General features: G+C 66.8%; 22 protein-coding genes. 11 read left to right on the forward strand and 11 right to left on the reverse strand.

Features of this window, described 5'->3' with window-relative positions:
* Positions 1-23 precede the first annotated feature (23 nt).
* Together HALXA_RS07435 and HALXA_RS07440 are read left to right on the forward strand one after the other, a co-directional pair.
* Positions 24-764, forward strand: coding sequence for a sugar phosphate isomerase/epimerase family protein (locus HALXA_RS07435; RefSeq protein ID WP_013879707.1), 741 nt, complete (start codon positions 24-26; stop codon positions 762-764).
* Positions 765-962: 198 nt separating this feature from the next.
* The gene (locus tag HALXA_RS07440; protein WP_013879708.1) at positions 963-1,178 is read left to right on the forward strand and encodes a hypothetical protein; all 216 of its coding nucleotides are present in this window, start codon (positions 963-965) and stop codon (positions 1,176-1,178) included.
* Between the two features lie 3 nt (positions 1,179-1,181).
* Here the strand turns inward: HALXA_RS07440 and HALXA_RS07445 are convergent, their stop codons facing one another.
* Positions 1,182-2,891: a spermidine synthase gene (locus HALXA_RS07445; protein WP_013879709.1), complete on the reverse strand. Its 1,710-nt coding sequence runs from the start codon at positions 2,889-2,891 to the stop codon at positions 1,182-1,184.
* Between the two features lie 128 nt (positions 2,892-3,019).
* Complete coding sequence (locus HALXA_RS07450) at positions 3,020-3,247, reverse strand: hypothetical protein (RefSeq protein ID WP_013879710.1); 228 nt, start codon at positions 3,245-3,247, stop codon at positions 3,020-3,022.
* Positions 3,248-3,398: 151 nt separating this feature from the next.
* Here HALXA_RS07450 and HALXA_RS07455 point away from each other — a divergent pair, with 151 nt between their 5' ends.
* The 5 genes from HALXA_RS07455 to HALXA_RS07475 all read left to right on the forward strand — a co-directional run bounded on the left by HALXA_RS07455 (position 3,399) and on the right by HALXA_RS07475 (position 9,453).
* On the forward strand, positions 3,399-3,812 hold the full coding sequence (locus HALXA_RS07455; RefSeq protein ID WP_013879711.1) for a hypothetical protein: 414 nt from the start codon (positions 3,399-3,401) through the stop codon (positions 3,810-3,812).
* A gap of 125 nt (positions 3,813-3,937) precedes the next feature.
* Positions 3,938-5,992 (forward strand): hypothetical protein, encoded by a 2,055-nt coding sequence (locus HALXA_RS07460; protein WP_013879712.1) that lies wholly within the window; start codon positions 3,938-3,940, stop codon positions 5,990-5,992.
* A 173-nt stretch (positions 5,993-6,165) separates the two neighbouring features.
* A complete protein-coding gene (locus tag HALXA_RS07465) occupies positions 6,166-6,462 on the forward strand; it encodes a hypothetical protein (protein WP_049895427.1) in 297 nt (98 codons plus the stop codon).
* Between the two features lies 1 nt (position 6,463).
* Positions 6,464-7,477, forward strand: coding sequence for an ArsA family ATPase (locus HALXA_RS07470; RefSeq protein WP_013879714.1), 1,014 nt, complete (start codon positions 6,464-6,466; stop codon positions 7,475-7,477).
* A 143-nt stretch (positions 7,478-7,620) separates the two neighbouring features.
* Positions 7,621-9,453, forward strand: coding sequence for a carbon starvation CstA family protein (locus HALXA_RS07475; RefSeq protein ID WP_013879715.1), 1,833 nt, complete (start codon positions 7,621-7,623; stop codon positions 9,451-9,453).
* Between the two features lie 11 nt (positions 9,454-9,464).
* Here HALXA_RS07475 and HALXA_RS07480 read toward each other — a convergent pair whose 3' ends face one another.
* Positions 9,465-10,121, reverse strand: a complete 657-nt coding sequence (locus HALXA_RS07480; RefSeq protein WP_013879716.1) for a hypothetical protein — start codon at positions 10,119-10,121, stop codon at positions 9,465-9,467.
* Between the two features lie 226 nt (positions 10,122-10,347).
* On the opposite strand from HALXA_RS07480, the gene HALXA_RS07485 reads away from it, so the two are divergent.
* The gene (locus HALXA_RS07485; RefSeq protein WP_013879717.1) at positions 10,348-10,584 is read left to right on the forward strand and encodes a hypothetical protein; all 237 of its coding nucleotides are present in this window, start codon (positions 10,348-10,350) and stop codon (positions 10,582-10,584) included.
* Between the two features lie 39 nt (positions 10,585-10,623).
* On the opposite strand, the gene HALXA_RS07490 is transcribed toward HALXA_RS07485, so the two are convergent.
* The 5 genes from HALXA_RS07490 to HALXA_RS07510 all read right to left on the reverse strand — a co-directional run bounded on the left by HALXA_RS07490 (position 10,624) and on the right by HALXA_RS07510 (position 14,487).
* Positions 10,624-11,823 carry a redox-regulated ATPase YchF gene (locus tag HALXA_RS07490; protein WP_013879718.1) on the reverse strand — a complete coding sequence of 400 codons (1,200 nt, stop codon included), beginning with the start codon at positions 11,821-11,823 and terminating at the stop codon, positions 10,624-10,626.
* Between the two features lie 181 nt (positions 11,824-12,004).
* Positions 12,005-12,283 (reverse strand): hypothetical protein, encoded by a 279-nt coding sequence (locus HALXA_RS07495; protein ID WP_013879719.1) that lies wholly within the window; start codon positions 12,281-12,283, stop codon positions 12,005-12,007.
* 110 nt (positions 12,284-12,393) lie between these two features.
* Positions 12,394-13,512: a pyridoxal-phosphate-dependent aminotransferase family protein gene (locus tag HALXA_RS07500; RefSeq protein WP_013879720.1), complete on the reverse strand. Its 1,119-nt coding sequence runs from the start codon at positions 13,510-13,512 to the stop codon at positions 12,394-12,396.
* Positions 13,513-13,566: 54 nt separating this feature from the next.
* A complete protein-coding gene (locus HALXA_RS07505) occupies positions 13,567-14,256 on the reverse strand; it encodes a class I SAM-dependent methyltransferase (RefSeq protein ID WP_013879721.1) in 690 nt (229 codons plus the stop codon).
* Between the two features lie 3 nt (positions 14,257-14,259).
* Positions 14,260-14,487 carry a hypothetical protein gene (locus HALXA_RS07510; protein ID WP_013879722.1) on the reverse strand — a complete coding sequence of 76 codons (228 nt, stop codon included), beginning with the start codon at positions 14,485-14,487 and terminating at the stop codon, positions 14,260-14,262.
* Between the two features lie 29 nt (positions 14,488-14,516).
* On the opposite strand from HALXA_RS07510, the gene HALXA_RS07515 reads away from it, so the two are divergent.
* The gene (locus HALXA_RS07515; RefSeq protein ID WP_013879723.1) at positions 14,517-17,423 is read left to right on the forward strand and encodes an MEDS domain-containing protein; all 2,907 of its coding nucleotides are present in this window, start codon (positions 14,517-14,519) and stop codon (positions 17,421-17,423) included.
* A gap of 27 nt (positions 17,424-17,450) precedes the next feature.
* Here the strand turns inward: HALXA_RS07515 and HALXA_RS07520 are convergent, their stop codons facing one another.
* Positions 17,451-18,227 (reverse strand): NAD(P)H-hydrate dehydratase, encoded by a 777-nt coding sequence (locus HALXA_RS07520; RefSeq protein WP_013879724.1) that lies wholly within the window; start codon positions 18,225-18,227, stop codon positions 17,451-17,453.
* 158 nt (positions 18,228-18,385) lie between these two features.
* On the opposite strand from HALXA_RS07520, the gene HALXA_RS07525 reads away from it, so the two are divergent.
* Complete coding sequence (locus HALXA_RS07525; RefSeq protein ID WP_013879725.1) at positions 18,386-19,024, forward strand: phosphoribosyltransferase; 639 nt, start codon at positions 18,386-18,388, stop codon at positions 19,022-19,024.
* On the opposite strand, the gene HALXA_RS07530 is transcribed toward HALXA_RS07525, so the two are convergent.
* Positions 19,021-19,245 carry a hypothetical protein gene (locus tag HALXA_RS07530; protein ID WP_013879726.1) on the reverse strand — a complete coding sequence of 75 codons (225 nt, stop codon included), beginning with the start codon at positions 19,243-19,245 and terminating at the stop codon, positions 19,021-19,023. The two genes, HALXA_RS07525 and HALXA_RS07530, sit on opposite strands and share 4 nt — an antisense overlap.
* A 161-nt stretch (positions 19,246-19,406) precedes the next feature.
* On the opposite strand from HALXA_RS07530, the gene HALXA_RS07535 reads away from it, so the two are divergent.
* Entirely contained in the window at positions 19,407-20,072 is a 666-nt protein-coding gene (locus HALXA_RS07535) for an ERCC4 domain-containing protein (RefSeq protein WP_049895428.1), read from the forward strand.
* Between the two features lie 19 nt (positions 20,073-20,091).
* On the opposite strand, the gene HALXA_RS07540 is transcribed toward HALXA_RS07535, so the two are convergent.
* Positions 20,092-21,186 carry a phosphotransferase family protein gene (locus HALXA_RS07540; protein ID WP_013879728.1) on the reverse strand — a complete coding sequence of 365 codons (1,095 nt, stop codon included), beginning with the start codon at positions 21,184-21,186 and terminating at the stop codon, positions 20,092-20,094.
* Between the last annotated feature and the right edge of the window lie 35 nt (positions 21,187-21,221).

Genomic DNA, 21,221 nt, shown 5'->3' on the forward strand with positions numbered 1-21,221 from the left:
GGTGAGGTATTGCTTCTCAAGGTATGGTTCGCACTGCCGTTCAGTTGTACTCGCTGCGCGATATCGACGCACCGCTGTCCGAGGTCCTCGATCTGGTCGGCGAGACGTCCTTCGACGGGGTCGAGTTCGCCACCCGGATCCGGGACGAGGAGACGGACCTCGAGGCGGTAATCGACGCCCTCGAGCGAAACGATCTCGAGGTCGCCGCGGCCCACGTCGGGCTCGACGACCTCGAGAACGACTACGAGGCTGTAACGGAGCTGTACGGCCGGCTCGGCTGCCGGACGCTCGTCGTGCCGTGGCTCGAGCCCGAACGGTTCGCGTCCGAGGACTCGATCGCCGACGCGGCCGAGCGACTGTCGGCCGTCGCGGACGACCTCGCGGCCGACGGATTCGACCTGCAGTACCACAACCACGACCAGGAGTTCGTCTCGCTGGGTACCAAGACGGGGCTGGACGAACTGCTCGGGCGAGCCGAGAACGTCGGCTTCGAGATCGACCTCGGCTGGGCGCGCGCGGGCGGCGCCGACCCCGTCGCGGTCGTCGACCGGTACGCCGACCGGATCTCGCACGCCCACTTCGCCGACGCCGACGGCGAGACGATGACCTGCGTCGAACTCGGCGAGGGCGATCTCGACGTCGAGCGCGCCCTCGAGGCCGTCCGCCGCGCCGACGTCGAGTGGTACATCTACGAACACGACAATCCCGAAAACCCCCGCAAATCGATGGCTCACGGCGCCGAGACGCTCGAGTCGTTCCGATAGCGTGCCGAAGCGATTCGCTTTCTTCCTTCCGACTCGCTGTCTGGCGTTTGCAGTCGCAACTTTCGATCGGCAGTTCTGCTATCGAAGTTCGACCGTGCGCTCGAGTTGGAATCAGCAGCGCCGAGGTGCATAAAGAACGGACGGATGAAGTCGGGACCCTATCCGGGGCGAGCCCCTCCGATCACATCCCACGACTGTATGTCTCGAGATTACGTTGACGATCTGCGGTGGGGCTGGAGGTGCCCCCGGTGTGACGCGGACGCGACGGTGACGAAGGATCCCCGAACGGAGACGTTCCTGTGGGAGTGTCCCGAAGAATCGTGTTCGGCCATCGGATTCGGCTTCTCGTCCCGCCGAAAGGCGCGAATCGCGCTCCGAGAGTACCGCGAACGGTACAACGAGATCTACCGCTGACGATTAGGTTGCGTCCGCCGGAACGGGCCGCGCGCCGTCGGTTTCGACCCCGGATATTGGTGACGGCGAGTCGATTACCTCGAGTGACGACGGCGCGCCGATCGCGGCCGGTGCGGCGGGTTCGGTGGGTTCGGTCTCGGCAACCGACTCGTTCGACCCGTTGCCGGCCGTCTCCTCGACGACGTAGCGCTGGCCGAGCATCGGATCGAGCAACCCGTTGACGCCGCCGCGGTCGTCGCGCAGCACCGGCGCGCCGTCGGTGTCGGGCTCGTCCATCCGGTTGTGGACCGCGTCCTCGAGATCGACGCCGAGATCGCGCGCGTCGTTGCGCCGCTCGAGTTCCCGGGTCGACATCTCGGTGGCGTTCTTCGTGGCGACGACCTCGATATTCTGGATCGAACTCGTCTCCGAGGTGCGGAAGCTGTAGACCTCGGGGAAGACCTCGTCCATCGTCCGGTACTGCGCGCGGTAGAACGCCCCGGCGGAGCCGGTGGGCGCGGAGATGACGTTCGCGTACAGCATGCCGTCGTCGGTCAGCCGCTCCGAAGCCACTTCCATGAACTCCTCGGTCGTCAGGTGGAACGGAACCTGATCCTTCTGGTAGGCGTCGAGGACGATCAGATCGTAGGTCTCGTTCGTCCGCTCGAGGTACTGCCGGCCGTCGCCCGTGTGGACGGTCAGGTTCTCGTTCTCCTCGAGGCCGAAGTACTCCTTCGCGGCGTCGGTGACCGTCGGATCGATCTCGACGACGTCGACGGTCGCGTTATAGCGCTCTTCGAAGTCCTGCGGGCCCGTGTACCCGCCGCCGCCGATGAACAGCACCCGATCGATCTCGTCGGGGTCGTCGGCCATCAGCATCGGCAGGTGGAAGTACTTCGTGTAGGTGAAGACGTGCCGGTCGGGGTCCTCGAGGTCCACCGCGCTGTGGCGGGCGTCGTCTAAGTACATCGTCCGCACGTCGCCGTCGTCGACGACCTCAAGTTGCTGCTGGTAGGCGGTGGTGGTCTCGTAGACGACGTCGCCGCGGTAGTCGAGCGCGACCGGGCCGCCGCCGGCGGCGACGACCAGCAGGACCGCGACGACGACCGAGGCGGCGGTCGGCTTCCGCGGGAGCGAGGGCGCCTCGATGGCCAGCGCGGTTGCGACGAGCATGAGCCCGAACAGGAGCGCGATCTGGCCGATCGTCAAGAGTGGGATCAGCACGAACGTCGTCGCGCCGGAACCGACGATGCTGCCGATGGTCCCGAGCGCGTAGACGTGACCCGACGCTTCGCCGGTTCCCTCCTTCGCCGAGAGTTCGGCGGCGTAGGGGCTGATGAAGCCGAGCAAGTAGGTCGGCGGTCCGAACAGGACGATCACCGACGGTAAGGCGGCGTACCGCGCCGGCAGCGCGAGCGTCGACGTCTGGACGACCAGCAGTTCGTTCGCGTAGATCACGACGCCCATGTAGACCGCCGTCGCGAGCATGATCCAGGTCATCTCTCGGGTCGTCGCGCTCGCGGCGCGCTTGCCGCCCTGCCAGTAGCCGAGGCTCAGGGCGGCGAGACAGACCGTGAGAATCCCGCCGACGGTGTAGATGTGGCTGCCGTACTGCGGGGCGACGATCGGGAGCGCGAGAATCTCGATACCCATGCTCGTAACCCCCGAGACGAACACGGCGAGGCCGGGTTTCGTGGGGCGGTACGAAGCGATGGTCCGTCCATCAACGTCCATCACGCGAGGGGACGAGGTCCGCGGGGGAGTACTTGTCGCCTCGGCGTACAGTCCTCGCTCGAGACGCGGCGAACGCGACGGCGTCCAGCGCTCGAGCGAACTGCCGCGGAACGCCCGGAAGCGACGACTCAAGTCTGGACGACGGAATACGTGAGCACGAAGAGACAGACGGCGACGAACGCCAGCGTCGTGAGGGTGAATTCGCGGGCGCCGATGAAGTCCAACCCCCAGAGGACCAGCGCGGCAAAGGCCGTCGAGAGGACGGCGTTGAGGGCGGTCAGCAGCCGCGGATCGCCCTGCGACGACTCGAGTCCCTCCTGGAGTCCGTCTCCGTCCCGCTCGCCGTCGGATGCCATGCGTGGAGACGCGGCCGTTCGCCACTTAGCCGTTTCCCCTCGCCGTTTCCGTCGCCGTCCGTCGTGTTGAAGGCCCGGCATCCTCGCGTTCCGGAGTCAGCCCGGCACTGCTGTCGTCGCCATTTATGCCGCGCGGCCCGAACGTGGCCGTATGCGGGAGGTCACCGCGTCGCGCGGCGTCGACGCCGCGCCCGAGGAGCTGTCGGCGCGGCTCGAGCCGCCGACGATCGTCGAGGCAGAGGGGAGTTTCACCGTCGAGTCCGTCCACGAGCGCGACGACGCGACGGTCGTCGTCGCCGGCGGTCCCGGACTGCAGGTCCCGCTCCGATTCGAAGCCCGCGAGAACGGGCTCTACTACACCCAGGAGGGCGACGGCGGCCCGTTTTCACACCTCGAGACGTGGCTCGAGTTCGAGCCGGTCGACGCGGGCTCGAAGACGCGCGTGCTGATGCGGTCGACCGTCTCGCTCGCCGTCCCGCTGCCGTTTGCCGACCGGATCGCCGCGTGGAAGCGCAGCGGCGAACTCGAGCGCGCCCTCGAGCGGATCGACGCGGAGTTCGACTGATCCGCCGTCGCGTTCGCGCGCGGTTCGACCGACGACGGAACAGATCGAAGCCGTTGGTCGGGTATTTTCTGACGTAGAACATTCACTCGATCTTACTTGTACCGGTGCCGTCAATCGCTTGTCGTATGCCACAGTGTCCCCGCCGATCCCTCCTCGGAGGACTCGGAACGACGCTCGCCGTCGCGTTCGCCGGAAGCACCGCCGCCGTGGCGGCCGACGAGTCGTCGGACGACGAAAACGAGGACGCGGTTCCGCCGACGTTCGACTCCGTCCGCGAGTCCCTCCCGGCGTCGGTCGCCGCCGAACCGATGACCGTAACGCTTCAGGATCTGGACGCCCAGCGCGAGGCGAACGACCCCCACCGACCGCGCACGATCGGCTACGAGTTCGGGATCGACCCCGAATCCGTCTCGACGGCCGCCCGCGTGACCAGTTACGGTGACGAATACGCGCAGCCGATCGGGGTGCTAACCGGCGACGTCGAGTTCGGCGACGAGTTCGCAGACGAGGGCGAGACCCGCGAACTCGCCGACGTCGAATACGACCGCTACGACGGCGACGACGCCGTCGCCGCCGACGCGGGTGACATCGTCGTCATCGCCGAAGAAACCGAAACGATCGAGGCTGCCTTCGAAGCCGGCGCAGGCGAGACCGACCGGCTCTTCGAGGCCGAATCGCTGCTCGAGGAGGCGTTCGACGTCGTCGACGACGCCGACGGCTACACCGCGCGACTCCCCGACGAAGAGGAGTCGGCAATTCCCGGCGCGGAAGACGCCCCCGTCGAGTACATCGTTCAGACAACGACCGTGCTCGATCCGGACGCGCTCGAGGTGACCTACGGGATCGCCTTCGAAGACGAGGACGACGTGACCGACGAACTGGTCGAGACCCTCGAGGCGGAACTGGCCTACATGCCGACCAAGGAGGAGCCGTCCGCCGAGGTCGACGGCGCCCTCGTCACCGTCACCGCCGAGCGCGACCTCGCCGCCGAGCGGGAGATCCGCGAGCACGACAGCCCCGGCAGCCTGCGGATCGATCGCGACGCCGACTTCGACGGCGACACCGTCGAACTCGAGGTCGGGCGCGGCGATCCGACGCCGATCGAGGACCTCACCCTCGAACTCGACGACGAGGAGTACGACCGCGATATCTGGGCCGACGGCCAGGGCAAACTCGAGGAAGGGGACACGATCGAGATCGACACCGACGATATCGAACCCAACCTGTCGGTCACGCTCACCCACGACCACGAACTCGGCTCGAGTTCGAGCACGACGACCGTCCTCAACCACTTCCGCTTCGAGTACGACTACGACGTCAACGCCGAGACGCTGACGGTCGAGTACGCCGACGACTACCCACTCGACGGCGACAAGCTGTCCCTCGCCGCCCGCGAGGAGTACACCTACGTCCGCCCCGACGAGGACGAAGACATCCCCGACCCCAAGGCCGAAACGCAGCCGTGGACCGGTGAGACGCTCGAGGACGGCGACACCGGCACCCTCGAGGGCGTCGAACCCGGCGACCGCGTGCTCGTCGGCTGGGAGGGAACCACCCACCGCGACGCGATCGGTCGCTTCCGCGCGCGACCGCCGGGCTACGTCGACTTCGAGTACGACTACGACGCCGAGACGGTTTCGGCGACGCTCGAGTTCCCGGAGGATTCCGCCGAGGGTGAGGGCGAGGAAGCCGAGAACGGTGACGGAGACAAGGACGGGGCCGAGGAAACGGACGACGAAACCGCTACCGAACGTCCCGCGGACGAGTACGAACTGCGCGTCGGCGGCGAGCCCGCCGCGACGCAGTGGGCGGACGACCACGAGACGGTCTCCGGCGGCGAAACGATCGAAATCGAGGACGTCGACGTCGGAACCGAGATCGAGGTCGTCTGGGGCGAGGACGCTGACGTCAGCGGCACGCGAGCGGTTCCGACCGTCGACCTCGAGGTCGAGACGGACGGGACGGTCGAACACGCCGGCGGCGACGCCGTCCCCGCCTCGAAACTCGAGGGGCGGGCTCGAACGGACGACGACTCGCTCGAGATTTCCCTCGACGAGTACGTCGACGGCGAGTTTGCGGAGGGGGACAGCTTCGACCTCGACGTCGACGCGGAACTCCACACGGTCCACCTCCGTTACGACGGCGAGCACCACGTCGGCTACGGCTACGTCGACCGGTAGCAACGCCGCGCTCGCGCTGACTCCTCTTTCTGTCCTCGTCGCCGGTCGTTCTCGGTGTGATTCTCGCAGCTGCTATCGTGTGCGCTCGAGCCAGCCCCGCATGTCACTGCGGCAACGCCGTCGAACCGGGAGACGCGATATCTTTTTACCCGCAGCGTCACGCATGATTGATGATGGAACTCGCCGATCGAATCGCCGCGTTCCGTGCGACGCTCGAGGAGTGGCTCCACGGGCTCTACCACGGGATGATCGCCCATCCGGCCACCGAGAAGATCGAACAGGAGGCCGAGGACCTCGAGGACGCGTTCATGCTCGCGTGCTTCCCCGACGCCTTCGGCATCCCGTCGCCGGTGTCGTACTACACGGCCGAACTCTTGCCGTACCTCGGCGAGGAGTACGCGGCCTGGGAGCGCCGGATGTGGGATCGGCAGTCGCTGATCGAACGCAAGGGCCACCAGTACCACTTCTGATATGAGCGAGTCTACCACGACGACCCGATCCGAGGACGCGACCGCTGTCGACGCCGGTTCGGAAACCGAGTTCGTCTTCGTCGGCGGCAAGGGCGGCGTCGGCAAAACCACCGTCTCGAGCGCCTACGCCCTCGAGTGCGCCGACGCGGGACTCGAGACGTTGATCGTGTCGACGGATCCGGCCCACAGCACGGCCGACGTCTTCGAGCAGGAATTCGACGACGACCCGCAGCCGGTCGAGGGGTACGACGGGCTCTCCGCCATGGAGATCGACCCCGACCAGGAGGTCGAGGAGCACCTCATGGACCTCAAGCGCCAGCTGAACGACCAGCTGAGCGCGGGGATGGTCAACGAGGTCGACGCCCAACTCGAGATGGCCCACCAGACCCCCGGTGCGTACGAAGCGGCCCTGTTCGACCGGTTCATCGAGGTGATGCGCAACGCCGATCCCTACGACCGGGTCGTGTTCGACACCTCGCCGACCGGGGCGACCCTGCGGCTGCTCGCGCTCCCGGACCTGCTCGAGGGGTGGATCGACCGGCTGATGGCCAAACGCGAGCACAGCATCGACCTCTACGAGAAGGCCGCGATCGGCAATCAGGCGCCCCGGCGCGTGATGGACGGCGATCCGATCCTCTCCCGCCTGCAGGCGCGGAAGGAACGGTTCGAGTTCGCCGGCGAGGTACTGCGCGGGCAATCGTCGTTCTACCTCGTGTTGAATCCCGACGAGCTTTCGATCCGGGAAACCCAGCGCTCGCTCGCGCAACTGCGCGACGCCGACCTCCCCGTCGAGGGGCTCGTCGTCAACCGGCTGACGCCGGAACCGGAACCCCACGAGGAGGGTCGCGGCGCGACGTATCTCCGCCAGCGCGTCGAAACCGAGCGCGAGCGCCTCGAGCGGATCGAACGCGAGTTCGACGTGCCGGTCGTCGCGACGATCGAAACGCGCGTCGAGGAAGTTCGGGGGAGCCTGCTCGAGGAGGTCGCTGCGGAACTTAACGTCTCAGTGAACTGAGTTATACGCGAATACCGGTCCTCGATAATACGTATTTCGACCGGGTAACTGCCTCTTGACCGATATTATTCTCGACAGGGTCAGATCTAAATGAATTATATTTATGGTCATCCCGCACAATCGACCGCACGGGAGATACTACCATGGCAGGAGTGATCTGGATCGTGGCACTGGTGCTGGTACTGTTCAGCGTCGCGTACGTCGGGTACGGGCGCTACCTCTCGCAGTTCGTCGACTTAGACGACAGTCGGGAGACGCCGGCACACAAGTACCAAGACGGGCAGGAGTACGTACCGGCCAAGAAACCGGTCTTACTGGGGCATCACTACTCGAGTATCGCGGGCGGGGCGCCGATCGTCGGCCCGATCACGGCCGCGCTGGTCTGGGGTTGGGTGCCGGCACTGCTGTGGGTCGCGATCGGCAACCCGCTGATCGGCGCGGTCCACGACTTCGTCTCGCTCTCGAGCAGCCTTCGACACGAGGGGAAGTCGATCGGCTACATCATCGGCGAGTACGTCGGGGAACGCGGCAAGAACATGCTGCTGTGGTTCGCGTTCCTGCTGACGATTCTCGTCGTCGCGGTGTTCGCGCTGGTCATCGGGATCGTGTTCGACGCCTATCCGCAGGCGGCGACGGCGAGCCTCCTCTACGTAGGGCTCGCGTTCGTGTTCGGGTTCTGGCTGTACCAGCTGAACCTCCCGTTCTCGATCGGGACGATCGTGTTCGTCACCGGTATCTTCGCGACGGTGTGGGTCGGCATCCAGTACCCGATCGCGCTGTTCGGTGCGGAGTTCCCGAACGCGACCGATACGATCGTACTGTTCGGCGAAACCGCACCGTGGTTTATTCCGACGCTCGGACAGGGTGCCAACGTCGGGGCGTGGGTGCTGGTGATGCTCGTCTACGGCGGGCTCGCCAGCGTCCTGCCGGTGTGGATGCTGCTCCAGCCCCGCGACTACCTCTCGTCGTTCCTGCTGTACTCCGGCGTCGGCGGCGCGCTGCTGGCCGTGATCGTCGGGACGTTCGTCACGACCACCAGCCAACCGCTGGAGTTCCAAATCGACGCGTGGTACGGACTGCTCGGCAGCGACAACGCGGCGTACGATCTGATGCCGCTGTTCCCGCTGCTTTTCATCACGATCGCCTGCGGGACGATCAGCGGGTTCCACTCGCTGGTCTCGTCGGGCACCACCGCGAAGCAACTCGACAAGGAGACCGACGCGCGCCTGATCGGGTACGGCGGCATGCTCGGCGAAGGACTGCTCGCCGCCGTCGCGCTCTGTACGATCGGCGTCGCCGGCATCGCCGGCGCCGGCGGGATCGGCACGGCGCTGCCGAACTTCGCGACCGGCGGCGGCGTGATCCTCACGGCCTTCGGCATTCCGGAGACCTACGGCGCGCCGTTCATGGCGCTGGTGCTGGCCAGCTTCCTCCTGACGAGCATGGACACGGCCGTCCGACTGAGCCGGTACATGGTCGAGGAGATCGTCGGCACGCCCGAAACGGCGATCGAGGGCTACGGCGCCAACCGCTACGTCAACACGACGTTCGTCGTCGCCTTCGCCTTCGTGCTGCTCGGTACGGGAAGCTGGGAGGACCTGTGGCTGCTGTTCGGCGGCGCGAACCAGCTGCTGGCCGCGCTGGCGCTGCTGACCGGAACGGTCTGGCTCGCCAACTGGGACCGAAGCAAGCAGCTGTACAGTACCGGCGCCCCGCTGGCTCTGATGGCTTTCATCACGGTGTGTGGCCTCCTGTGGGTCGCGTTCTACCAGGTGCTGTACAGTCGACTCCTCTCCGGTGACCCTACGGTCTGGACCTGGATCGCCGGCGGCGGACAGATCCTCATCAACCTGACGCTGCTCGCGCTGGCGCTGGCGCTGCTCCGGATCGGCTACGGCAACATCTCGTCGATTCGCGGCGTCGGCGACGAGGCTGTCGCAGCCGACGGCGGCGACGTAGAACGGACTGACGACTGACGACTAACGGCTTATAGCTGGAGCCGGCGGGCGATCAGCCCGAGAATCCCCGGCTCCTCGCGCTCGATTTCGTCCCAGAGTCGAAACGCCGCCTCGACGTCGGCGTTCTCGTTGGCGACCAGTTCCTCCCGATCCGGTGCGACGACGACCAGATTGATCTCGTAGTGGCCGTGGTAGCCGTACTTCAGTAGCGTCCGCTCGGAAAAGTCCGCGACGCGACGGCGTACGTCGTCGGGGATCGACGGCGCGACTGCGACGAACGTAAACTCCGTCGCGAAGTGCTCCTCGTCGGGCTCGAGCCACTCCTCGTCGTCGGCCAGTTCGTGGCCGAGGTCGACGTACCGGTCGAGCGTCTCGTCGTCGAGGCGGTCGACGCGCTGGACGAACAGGTGTTCGTTCGACTCGTGCTCGGCGAGCGAGATCGCCGGGTGGAGGAAGTGTTTCTGGCTGACGAGGTTCATCTCCCCGTACAGCGTAAAGCGCTCGCCGGCGACGGCGCGATCCTTCTCGAGGTCGTAGTTGTGCATGAGCCGGTCGCTCACGCGGTCGACGTACTCGTCGTCCCAGTCGGGGACGGATCGTTCGCTCGGCTCCGGTTCCGACTCCGTTCCCTCGATCGACCGCTCCGAGCCGGCGATATCCCCGCCCCGTCTCTCTCGGTCGCTCATGTTCGGTCCCTCGATTGCTCTGTCGTTCTTTTCGCGGCCGTCCGACCCCCGAGCGACTGCGAACTCGAGCGGCGGGTAGGCGCGCCTCGAGTCCGCGCGAGCGAGTCGCCGTTTACGACGCCATCGATCATGCGATGAAATGCCACGCCGTGACCAAAAGCGCGTCGCCCCGGGCCCCGGAGCCAGCGCTTAAGTCGCGGCCGGCCGTACTGCTGGATGAATAATCATGGCAAAAGAACGCGAGGCTTGCGGCCGATGCTCGACGTCGATCGCGCTCGAGGCCGTGACCGAGGGGGAGGACGACGGCGGGGACGGCGACGAACGCGCAGGACGCGACCTCTTCGGTCCGGAGCGGATCGAGGTCGACGAAGGACAGCTCCGGTCGCTCTCGCCCGACGGCTGGATGGATCGCGTCTCGTCGCGCCTCGATACGGCGGTCGAGCGACTTACCTGGGGCCGGTGAGCGACGCCGATAATCGAACTGAGAATCGCTGCGAAGCGTTCAGTTCGTCGTAATAACCTCGATCACGTCCCGCGGTTCGACCTCGTAGTCCTTGCCCAGTTGGCGGTTCGTCCGGCAGTCGATGGCGTGGAGGAACCCGTCGCCGATATCGGAGTGGAGGCTGTACGCGAAGTCCTCCGCGGTCGAGTTCGGCGGGATCAGGTAGCAGTCGGGCAGCACCTCGCCGCGCTCGTTGCCCAGCCCGTTCGCGCCGCCGGGGAACACCGGCACGACGCCGAGCACGTCGAACAGCGCCGTCTCGAGGGCCGCCTGGACGCCCGTCGCGCCGTACTCGGAGAGGAAGTCTCGAATCTGCTCGAGTCCCTGTTCCTGCTCGCCGGAGATATCGCCCGTGATCTCGAAGTCCGCGTCGCCGGGCCGGTAGTCGACGACGCCGGCCTTGTCGGCGGATTTCAGCGCCTTCTCGGCGTGGGCGCTGCAGGGGACGAACGTGAGGTGGTCGTAGTCGGGATCGTCCGTGATCTCCTCGTAGTTTTCCTGTGCCTCCGGGAGGTCCATCTTGTTTGCGGCGACGACCATCGGCTTGGTCTCCTTGCGGATCTCGCGGGCGAGTCTGAGTTTCTCGTCGTCCTCCCAAGCCGCGGGATCGAAGCCGACATCCGTCCGGCGGATGAGGCGCTTGATCTCGTCCTCGTTGGTCTTGAACGCGCTCATCTGTTCGGCGAGCTCTTCTTCGATGGCGTCGTCCTCGGTGGTGTAGCCCGACTCGTAGCGTTCGATGCCCTTCTCCAAGACGCCGAGGTACCACTGGTCGAGCTCCTCCTCTAAGAAGTCGATGTCCTTGCGCGGGTCGTGGTCCTCGGTGGGTTCGCCCTCGAGGTCGGTCTGGCCGGAGAAGTCGACGACGTGGACGAGCACGTCGGTTTCGTTCAGGTCGGTGAGGAACTGGTTGCCCAGGCCGGCGCCCTCGTGGGCGCCGGGAATGAGGCCGGCGACGTCGACGAGTTTCGTCGGGACGAACCGGGTGCCGTGATCGCAGTAGCCGACGTTGGGGGTACATTCCTCGTCGAATTCGGGGGCCGCGCAGTCGACGCGGACGTAGGCCTCGCCCACGCTGGGGTCGATAGTCGTGAACGGGTACGCGCCCTCGGGCACGTCGTTCATCGTCGCTGCGTTGAAGAAGGAAGATTTGCCGACGGACGGTTTGCCGACCAGTCCGATTCGGTAACTCGTACTCATTACCCCTTCTGGACGGGGGGCGCCTAAACGGGTTTCTCTCCGACACGACGGTGGCATAACGTGGCATACCGCGACGACGGCACGAACCAGCCGGCGCTCTCGAGTCCGACTCGAGTCGAAAACTGAAGGTGAAAACCGAGAGCCTGCGAGATCGAACCGATCGGCGCCGTCGCCGCCGTACTTAGCCGGAGATCGCCTTCCAGCTCCAGCCGGCCAGCGCGAGCCAGATCAGCGCGAGCACGGCGAAGGCGCCCCACTGCTGGGTCTGCGTCTCCGCGACGGAGCCGAACACGTCCATGACGCCGGTCGCCTGCATCATCGCGACCGCGAGCAACAGGAGGCCGAAGATCGAGACGACCGCAACCCCGATCCAGTTGCGGATCATCCACTGATCCTCCTCTTTCGCCTCCTGTTTCGTGTTCGTGGGTTTCTTCGTTGGCTCTCGATCGGGTTCGGACATGCGCTACCCTAGGACCGACGGCCGGGAAACGGTTGGACCTGCAGGTTCCGGCTACGCGTTCATCCCGCGGTTCGAAGCGTCACCGCCGCCGCTCGAGGTCCCGCAGCCGATCACTCGAGCACCGCTTCGAGCGCGTCCATCGTCTCGTCGACCTGGTCGAGGCGCGCGTTGTGGCCCATGTGGCCCACGCGGAGAACGTCGTCCTCGAGGTCGCCGAGCCCGGTCGCGAGGACGATGTCGTGCTCCTCGCGCATGCGTTCCTGCAGTTCCGTGGCCCGACCGCCGACCTCGAGCGCGGTGACGGTCGGCGACGCCGCGCCCTCGTCGGGGTACGTCTCGAGGCCGAGTTCCGCGGCGCGCTCGCGACACCGCCGGGCCGCGTCCGCGTGGCGCTCGAAGACGTTCTCGAGGCCCTCCTCGAGCAGCAGATCGGTTGCGGTCTCGAGGCCGGCGACGTTCGCCGAGAGGTGGGTGTAGGGGAACCACTCGACGTCCTCGTCGGCGGCGTTCCGCCAGGGCTCGAGGTTCGTGTACAGCGACCGGGTCTCGACGGCCTCGATGCGCTCCCAGGCGCGCTCGCTGATCGCGCAGGTCGTCAGCCCCGGCGGCGCGCTCAGACACTTCTGGCTCGCGCCGAGGCAGACGTCGATCCGGTCGGTCGGGACGGGCGTGCCGCCCAGGGCTGAGACTGCGTCGACGACCGAGAGCACGCCGTGGTCCTCGAGCGCGTCGAGGACCGGCTCGAGGTCGGAAAGCGTCCCCGTCGGCGTCTCGCAGTGGACCATCGTCGCGAGGTCGAACGGCTCGCCGGCGTCGGCGGCGCGCTCGAGTTCCTCGCGGACGGTGTCGGCCTCGAGCGTCCCTCGCCAGGGGAACTCGCAGGTGACGGCCTCGCCGCCGTAGTCCTCGACGAAGTCGGCGAAGCCGTCGCCGTAGAGCCCGTTCGAGAGGCAGAGCACGCGGTCGCCGTCCTCGACGAGCGAGGCGATTGCGGCCTCGAGGCCCAGAATGCCCTCGCCGCCGAGCACGACGACGTCCCGGTCGGTGCTCGCGTCGTCGGCGTCCCCGCCCGCCGCGTAGATCCGCTCGAGGTTAGCCGTCAGCGACCGATACGTCTCGAAGAATTCGCTCTCGACGTCGGGATTGGGCATCGGTTCGGCCATCCGCTGGCGCACCGCGGCAGGGACCTCGGTCGGTCCGGGGGTCATCCGCAGTCGATCGTCGCTCATACCGAGAGCCGGGACGCCCGACCCGATAAATCCCGGCGGCTTCGGGCCCTCGCTTCAGAGCGGTCCCGCGCTCCCGAGCCCGAGTCCGTCCCGTTCCCGGCGCAGCGTCCCGCGGACGACCGGCGTCACCGGGAAGAACCCGAACTCGAGGCGCTCGATTTCCTCGACGTCAAACGCGTCGTGGGCGACGAACCGTGAGATCGTATCCCGGGTCAGGTGACAGCCGCCCGAGGCCCGTTTCCACAGCGGGTTCAACAGGTTCTGGCCGGTCCTGCGCCAGCCGTCGTTGCCGACGTGCTCGAGGAAGCGAAACTCGCTGTCGGGCCGCAGGACGCGCGTGATTTCGGACAGCGCGGCGTCGGGGTCCTGCACGGTGCAAAAAACCAGCGCCGAGACGACCGCGTCGAACGAGTCGTCGGGGTAGGGCAGCGACTCGGCGCGAGCGTCCCGCAGATCGACCGTCAGGCCGGCCTCGCGAGCCGTCTTCGCCGCGCGCGTTCGCATGTTCGGGTCCGGTTCGATCGCGTGGTACTCGAGATCGGCCGCGGCGCCGTCGGCGACGTACGGAAACATCGCTCCGCTTCCCGGCCCGATCTCGAGGACCCGGCCCGAGAGGTCCCGCGCGAGGTACTCGCGGTGGGGTCGCAGCAACACCGAGTCCGGAAGCAAGTCGTAGAGCGCCGCGAAGACGGGATGGTTCACGTCGTCGGGTTCGGCCGCCGGTCGGACTGATCGTTCGGTCATGGGTTACCGTCCCACGGGAACGGTATTCAGTGTACGCCGTGACACTCGAGGCAGTACCGGCGAGACGCGCCGCTGTAGCGTCGAACTGGCGCCGTTCGCGCAGATCTTGAAATCCCCCAATATAACGGGGTTCTCGACACCCTTTTTGTCCTCGATCCCGTCTATCTGTTCGACGAGTATCACTCCAGACGAAGCGTCGGCCCGGATGCCGAAGTCGAGGATCCGTTCCATCCGGATCGCCGAGCGATCGGAGGGAATTCATGAGTAAACAGGTATCTGACCACACCAGCCGCCATCTCACAGCTGACGACGGACGTCAGTTCGCATCCGCACAACCGAACGTCGATATTCGCGGCCCGCCCGGATCGGTCGAGAGCCACGAGGACAACGACCACTTCGCCCTTATCTACGAGGACCGACGGCAGCAGTTCGAAACGGTCGTCCCGTTCATCGAGGAGGGACTCGAGCGCGGCGAGCGGTGTATCTACGTCGCCGACGACAACACCGTCGACGAGGTCCTCGAAGCGATGCGAATTCGCGGTATCCCCGTCGAGCGCGCCCGCGAGTCGGGAGCGCTCGTCGTCCACACGGCCGAAGAGACCTACCGCCGAACCGGCGAGTTCGACCGCGAGGCGATGCTCGAGTTCTGGGAGGGCGCCCTCGCGGACGCGACCGCCGACGAGTTCACGGGACTCAGGGCGGCCGCCGAGATGACGTGGGCGCTCGACGACGACGAGACGGAACTCGACGACCTCTGCGAGTACGAAGAACTCCTCAATCCGCTCTACGACGGCGAGGACTACGCGGTCCTCTGTCAGTACAACCGGAACCGGTTCCCGGCGGAGATTCTCCACGACGTCCTCAAAACCCACCCGTTTCTCGTCTACGACGACACGACCGTCTGTCAGAACTTCTACTACACTCCGCCGGCGGAGTACTTCGGCGACGCCCGGCCGTCGCGGGAACTCGACCGGAAGCTGGCGACGCTCGTCGATCGGACCGACGCGCGAACGACGATCGAGACCCGCGAGCGGTACCAGCGGGAACTCTACGAGACGATCGCGGACCCGACCGCGTCGCTCGGCGAGAAGATCGAGAACCTGCTCGAGCTGGGCCGCCAGCGGCTCGGCCTCGAGATCGGCTACTTCACGGAAACCCGCGACGAGAACGCGTTCGAGATCGTGGAAGCCGTCGGGGACCACGAACAGATCCGGCCGGGAGTCACCGACTCGCTCTGTGACACCTACTGCGAAAAGCTGCTCGCCTCGCCCGGGACGATCGCCGTCCGCGACGCGGCCGAGGTCGGGTGGACCGACGACCCCGCCTACGAGCGGTTCGGCTTGGACGCGTACTTCGGCACGACCGTCCACGTCGGCGGCGAGGAGTACGGGACGCTGTGTTTCGCCGCCGAGACGCCGCGCGAGAGATCGTACACGGACGCGGAACGGACGTTCCTCGACCTGATGGGGCAGTGCGTGGAGTACGAACTCGAGCGCCGGCGCCGCGAGCGATTCCTCCGGGAGAGCTACCGGATCACGGCCGATACCACCCGCAACTTCGACGAGAAACTCGAGGAGCTGCTCGAGTTGGGACGGGAGTGGTTCGGCCTCGAGATGGGCGGGCTGAACCACCTCCCGGCGTGGGGCGGCGAGTTTCGGCTGGAGCGGGGCGTCGGCCTCGGCGTCGATCCCGACGAGGAGCTGTGGTCGAATCCGGGGTACGGGTGCTTCTGCCGACAGACCATCGAAGCCGACGAGCCGATCGCGATGGCGGACGTTCGCGGTACCAACTGGGAAGACGACGTGATCCACCGCGAGTTCGGGTTGACCAGCTACCTCGGGACGCGAGTGATGAACGGGTCGACGCCGTACGGGACGTTCTGGTTCGGGAGTACGGAACCCCGCGACCGGCCGTTCTCCGAGACCGAGCGCACGTTCATCGAGTTGATGGGCCAGTGGGTCAGCTACGAACTCGAGCGCGAACAGCGCGAACACCACCAGCAGACGCTGAGCCGGATCGCCGCCGATCCCGATCGGTCGTTCGAGGCGAAGCTGGACGATCTGTTCGAACTTGGCTGCGAACGATTCGACCTCGAGATGGGCGGGATCGCGAAAATCGATCCGGCAACTGATTCGTTCACGGTCCAAGCCACGAACGGCGACCACGACCAGCTTCAGCCCGGCGCTGAGGCGCCGCTCTCGGAGACCTACTGTCGGGCCACGGTCGACGACGAGCCGATCGCAAACGTTACCGATCCCGAACGAGCCGGGTTCGGCAACACCCTCGCGTACGACGAGTTCGGCGTCGAGACGTACATCGGCACCCGCATCGAACTCGAGAACGAGCCCGATCGGACCTTCTTCTTCGTCTCGACGGAGTCGCGCGACCGGGCGTTCACGGACGCCGAACTGACCTTCCACCAGCTCATGGCCCAGTGGATCCAGTACGAACTCGAGCGGACCCAGCGGGAACGGGCGCTCGAGGAATCGAACGAGCGCTTAGAGCAGTTCGCCTACGCGGCCTCCCACGACCTGCAAGAACCGCTGCGGATGGTCACGAGCTACCTCCAACTCCTCGAGAACCGGTACGCCGACGCCTTCGACGAGGACGGCGAGGAGTTCCTCGAGTTCGCGGTCGACGGCGCCGAGCGCATGCGCGAGATGATCGACGGCCTGCTGGCTTACTCGCGGGTCGAGACGCAGGGCGATCCGTTCGAGCCGGTCGACCTCGACAGCCTGCTCGACGCCGTCCGGGAGGACCTCCAGATTCAGATCGACGAGACCGACGCCGAAATTACGGCCGACGACCTCCCCCGCGTGTCGGGCGACGCGAGCCAGTTGCGCCAGGTCTTCCAGAACTTGCTCGAGAACGCGATCCGGTACAGCGGCGACGACCCGCCGCGGATCCGCACCGATGCGACTCGCCGCGGGCGGGAGTGGGTGATCTCGGTCGAAGACGACGGGATCGGCATCGATCCGGACGATCAGGATCGGGTGTTCACCGTCTTCGATCGGCTCCACAGCCGCGAGGAGTACGAGGGAACCGGTATCGGCCTGGCGCTCTGTCAACGGATCGTCGAACGCCACGGCGGCGACATCTGGGTCGACTCCGAACCCGGCGAGGGCTCGACGTTCTCGTTCACGCTCCCTGCGGTGCGCGATCGATAATCGGCCGCCGTCGCCGCTTCCTCTCCGTCACCGGATCGTATCCGGAACCCGGTCGATCACGTCCGTCGCGAGGACGCCCGGTCCGTACTCGGCCGTCGCGAGTTCGCCGCTCTTGCCGAGGATCCACGCGCCCAGTTCCGCGGCCGCCGTCCGGTCCATCCCCTGACCCAGCAGCGACGCCGTGATCCCGGCCAGCGTGTCGCCCGTTCCGGCGACCGTCAGCGCCGAGGTGCCGGTCTCGTTGTGCAGTCGCTCGCCGCCGGCGACGATCTCGTCCACGTCGCCGGTCAGCGTGATCACCGCACCCGTCTCCTCCGTGAACGTCTCGAGGGAGCCGTAGGCTTCCCGAATCGGATCGTCCTCGGAACTGCTCGGCGTGAGGATCGCACTCGAGAGGTCGGCGTCGAGCGCGGGTTCGATCGCGAGCGCGTCGACGACGACGGGGACGTCAACGCCGTCGATGGTCTCGCAGACCGCCTCGGTTTCCGCGTCGACGAGTCCGGGGCCGATCACGAGCGCGTCGGCCCACCCGCAGACGTCCAGGGCTTGCTCGACGGCGTCTTCGCTGAACCGCTCGCCGGCGTAGTAGCTCGCTAACAGGTTCGGCGAGTGGGTCGCGACGATCTCGTAGATGTTCTCGGCGACCAGCGCCCGGACGTGGTCCGAGCCGGTCCGCAGCGCCGCCATGCCGGCGATCGCCGGCTGGTTCGGGTAGTCGATGCTGCCGCCGACGACGGCGATCCGGCCGTTGTCCTTCCCCGTCTCCTCGGAGACGTTCGAGAGCGTTCGCTGGAGTCGTCCCATACCTCTCGTCGCGAACCGGAACGGGTAGTGATTCGGCCAGCGTGTTCCAGTCCGGTCGCGACCGCGCTCGAGGCCGCTCCCGACTCCCGTCCCCCTCGAGCGTCTGCCCCGTCGTGTCCCACGGTAACGCAAAGTGCGTGGCCCGCCTATACCCGACCATGTTCGCCACGCGAAGCGAGGCGGGCGATCGACTCGCGGCCGAACTCGAGGGGCGGGGCGTCGAGGCCGACGTCGTCCTCGGCATTCCGCGGGGCGCACTGCCGGTCGCTCGGCCGGTCGCGGACGCGCTCGAGGCCGACCTCGACGTCGTCGTCGCGCGAAAGCTGGGCGCGCCGAACAACCCGGAACTGGCCCTCGGTGCGGTCGCCAGCGACGGCAGCGTCTGGTACAACGACGCGCTCATCGATCGCCTCGACGTCTCCGACGACTACCTCGAGGAGATTCGCGCGGAGGAAGCGCAAAACGCCCGCGAGAAGGCCGACCGGTACCGCGATTCGCCGGGGCTGCCGGATCTCGAGGGAGAACGCGTCCTCGTCGTCGACGACGGCGTCGCGACGGGCGCCACCGCGACGGCGTGTCTCCGCCAGGTTCGGGCGGCCGACGCCGACTACGTCGGGCTGGCGGTGCCCGTCGGCTCGCCGCAGTCGGTCGCCGACCTCGAGGCCGAAGCCGACGAGGTGATCGCGCTCGAGACGCCCGAGAACTTCCGCGCGGTCGGGCAGTTCTACCGCGAGTTCGGACAGGTGACCGACGAGGAGGCGATCGCCTATCTGGAGGGACTGGGCGGCCGGTCCTAATCGGAATCGACCGTCGCCTCGTCCGCCCGCGGCAGTTCCGACCGCTGCGAGAGGTACCAGAGGACGACGACCCAGCCGGCGAGCGGAACGGAGAGTATGCCGAGGGCGTACATCGTCGCCCGCTCGAGATCGAGTCGTCTCGCGTCGAGGTAGACGAGGGCGGCGATCGGGAACTGGATCAGGAGGGCCGCGATGAGGAGCACGACGACCGAACTGGACATATCAACCGAATCACAGCCGTGGGAGAAAAAAGTACGCGAGGGGTCACAGTGGCGATTCGCTCGAGCCGACTCGGTTTTGGTCACCCGACCGAGCCGACTGACACGCCGCTGCCTCGAACCGATACCCGTACCCCGCTCGAGCCCCTGAAACGGGTATGGGTATGCGCGTCGCCGTCACCGTCGACGACCGGGAGCCCTCGGGTCTCGTCGAGGCCGTCCGCGAGCACCCCGACGTGACGGAGGTCGTCGTCGACCGGCTCCCCTCCGGCGACATCGCGATCGATTCGATCGGCTTCGAGCGGAAGACGCCCCGCGATTACGTCAGCACGGCGATGGGCCGCTCCGGTCCCGACCTCGAGGAGCAGGTCGCGCGGATGGCCGAGTCCTACGACCACTCCTACGTCCTGCTCGAGGGCGATTTCCTCGATCTGGAGTCGCTGCGGACGGCCGTCTCCCCCGAATCGATCCGCGGCTCGATGGCCTCGATCACGGCCCGCCACGAGGTGCCGGTCGTCCCCTGTACGGATCGCAGTCGGCTCGTCGACTTCGCGATCCGGCTCGGCCGGAAGCACGCCGAGGATCCCTCGAGCCGGCGGCTGCCGGTCGGCGCCGTCGCGAGTCGCAGGGAACCGACGACCAAGCGGATGTACGGCTGTATCGACGGCATCGGACCCGAACTCGCGACCACGCTGTACGAACGGTATCCGACCGTCGAGTCGCTGCTCGCGGCCGACCTCGAGGACCTCACGCGGATCGACGGTATCGGCGAGACGCGAGCGGAGACGATCTACGCGGCGTTTCGGAACGACGGGACGGAGTTGGAGTAGGAGCAGGCGCGAACGGCGGTTACAGTTCGAAGTCACCGCTGACGATGCTGTCCGCGATCATCGACAGATACTCGACGTACGGTTCCTTGGTCGATTCCGTCCCGGATTCGATCTGGTGGCGGTGAACGTCCGCCCAGACCGTCGCGAGGAGAAACGCCGCGAGCGCCAGATAGAAGCGTTCGTTTTCGACGGTAAAACCCGTCCGCTCCTCGTATCGAGCGACCAGTTCCCGTCGGCTCGGGCTGCCGGGTTCGTTCGTGAAGGGTGCGAGGCCGCGCTCGTTGATCCGCCGCAAGTCCCGTCTCACGTCGTCGTTCGAATGCCGCGCTTCGATGTCGCCGAGCGACGGCGTCGGATCCCCGTCGTCGCGCCAGCGGAGCAGCAGGTAGCCGAGTTCGGTCACCGGATCGCCGAGAAACGCCGTTTCCCAATCGAGGACGCCGGACAGCTCGGGGTGGTCGTCCCCGGCGAAGAGCACGTTACTCGGCCTGTAGTCTCCGTGGACGAGCGTCGCCCTCGAGCCCGTCGGGACGTTCCGCTCCAGCCAGTCCGCAACGTCCCACAGCCCGCGGGGTTCGAGGTCGGTCTCGCTCGTCACCGCCTCGAGTCGGTCGACGCCGTGAGCGAGTTGCGCCTGTGGACGCCGCCGCTCACAAACCTCCTCGAACGGCTCCGCGTCCGCCGAGTGGAGTTCGGCGAGCGTCTCGATCAAGCGACCGCTCACCGTTCGACGCGCGTCCGGGTTCCGGAACCGCTCGGGCAGGTACGAGCCCAGTCGGACCGGCTCTCCCTCGAGATAGGTCGTGAGCAGAAACGGCGCGCCGACGATCGAGTCGTCCTCGCACAGCAACACCGGCTCCGGAGCGGCTCCCGTCGTTTCCTCGAGCAGTTGCAGCACGTCGAACTCTCGTCGCAGGCTGTTGAACGCCCCGGTGTCTCGCAACTTGTCCGGTTTGCGGAGCACGTACGCGTTCTTTGCTTCCGCGGTCGAAATCGCGACGGAGACGTTAAGTCCCTCGTGGAGCCGTTCGGTCGCCGTCACGTCGACGTCTAATTCCGCGGCGAGGTAGGACTCGAGTTCGGTCGCGTCGAAATCGTCGTCGCTGCCGGTCATACCGTCCTATGAACCGGCAGTCCGGATAAATGATC

Origin of the sequence: Halopiger xanaduensis SH-6 (assembly GCF_000217715.1) — an archaeon.
GTDB lineage: Archaea > Halobacteriota > Halobacteria > Halobacteriales > Natrialbaceae > Halopiger > Halopiger xanaduensis.

Excerpts from the sequence above, each read along its gene's own strand:
- HALXA_RS07435 (WP_013879707.1), top strand. The coding sequence starts at position 24 with ATGGTTCGCACTGCCGTTCAGTTGTACTCGCTGCGCGATATCGACGCA.
- HALXA_RS07440 (WP_013879708.1), top strand. The coding sequence starts at position 963 with ATGTCTCGAGATTACGTTGACGATCTGCGGTGGGGCTGGAGGTGCCCC.
- HALXA_RS07445 (WP_013879709.1), bottom strand. The coding sequence starts at position 2,891 with ATGGACGTTGATGGACGGACCATCGCTTCGTACCGCCCCACGAAACCC.
- HALXA_RS07450 (WP_013879710.1), bottom strand. The coding sequence starts at position 3,247 with ATGGCATCCGACGGCGAGCGGGACGGAGACGGACTCCAGGAGGGACTC.
- HALXA_RS07455 (WP_013879711.1), top strand. The coding sequence starts at position 3,399 with ATGCGGGAGGTCACCGCGTCGCGCGGCGTCGACGCCGCGCCCGAGGAG.
- HALXA_RS07460 (WP_013879712.1), top strand. The coding sequence starts at position 3,938 with ATGCCACAGTGTCCCCGCCGATCCCTCCTCGGAGGACTCGGAACGACG.
- HALXA_RS07465 (WP_049895427.1), top strand. The coding sequence starts at position 6,166 with ATGGAACTCGCCGATCGAATCGCCGCGTTCCGTGCGACGCTCGAGGAG.
- HALXA_RS07470 (WP_013879714.1), top strand. The coding sequence starts at position 6,464 with ATGAGCGAGTCTACCACGACGACCCGATCCGAGGACGCGACCGCTGTC.
- HALXA_RS07475 (WP_013879715.1), top strand. The coding sequence starts at position 7,621 with ATGGCAGGAGTGATCTGGATCGTGGCACTGGTGCTGGTACTGTTCAGC.
- HALXA_RS07480 (WP_013879716.1), bottom strand. The coding sequence starts at position 10,121 with ATGAGCGACCGAGAGAGACGGGGCGGGGATATCGCCGGCTCGGAGCGG.
- HALXA_RS07485 (WP_013879717.1), top strand. The coding sequence starts at position 10,348 with ATGGCAAAAGAACGCGAGGCTTGCGGCCGATGCTCGACGTCGATCGCG.
- HALXA_RS07490 (WP_013879718.1), bottom strand. The coding sequence starts at position 11,823 with ATGAGTACGAGTTACCGAATCGGACTGGTCGGCAAACCGTCCGTCGGC.
- HALXA_RS07495 (WP_013879719.1), bottom strand. The coding sequence starts at position 12,283 with ATGTCCGAACCCGATCGAGAGCCAACGAAGAAACCCACGAACACGAAA.
- HALXA_RS07500 (WP_013879720.1), bottom strand. The coding sequence starts at position 13,512 with ATGAGCGACGATCGACTGCGGATGACCCCCGGACCGACCGAGGTCCCT.
- HALXA_RS07505 (WP_013879721.1), bottom strand. The coding sequence starts at position 14,256 with ATGACCGAACGATCAGTCCGACCGGCGGCCGAACCCGACGACGTGAAC.
- HALXA_RS07510 (WP_013879722.1), bottom strand. The coding sequence starts at position 14,487 with ATGGAACGGATCCTCGACTTCGGCATCCGGGCCGACGCTTCGTCTGGA.
- HALXA_RS07515 (WP_013879723.1), top strand. The coding sequence starts at position 14,517 with ATGAGTAAACAGGTATCTGACCACACCAGCCGCCATCTCACAGCTGAC.
- HALXA_RS07520 (WP_013879724.1), bottom strand. The coding sequence starts at position 18,227 with ATGGGACGACTCCAGCGAACGCTCTCGAACGTCTCCGAGGAGACGGGG.
- HALXA_RS07525 (WP_013879725.1), top strand. The coding sequence starts at position 18,386 with ATGTTCGCCACGCGAAGCGAGGCGGGCGATCGACTCGCGGCCGAACTC.
- HALXA_RS07530 (WP_013879726.1), bottom strand. The coding sequence starts at position 19,245 with ATGTCCAGTTCGGTCGTCGTGCTCCTCATCGCGGCCCTCCTGATCCAG.
- HALXA_RS07535 (WP_049895428.1), top strand. The coding sequence starts at position 19,407 with ATGCGCGTCGCCGTCACCGTCGACGACCGGGAGCCCTCGGGTCTCGTC.
- HALXA_RS07540 (WP_013879728.1), bottom strand. The coding sequence starts at position 21,186 with ATGACCGGCAGCGACGACGATTTCGACGCGACCGAACTCGAGTCCTAC.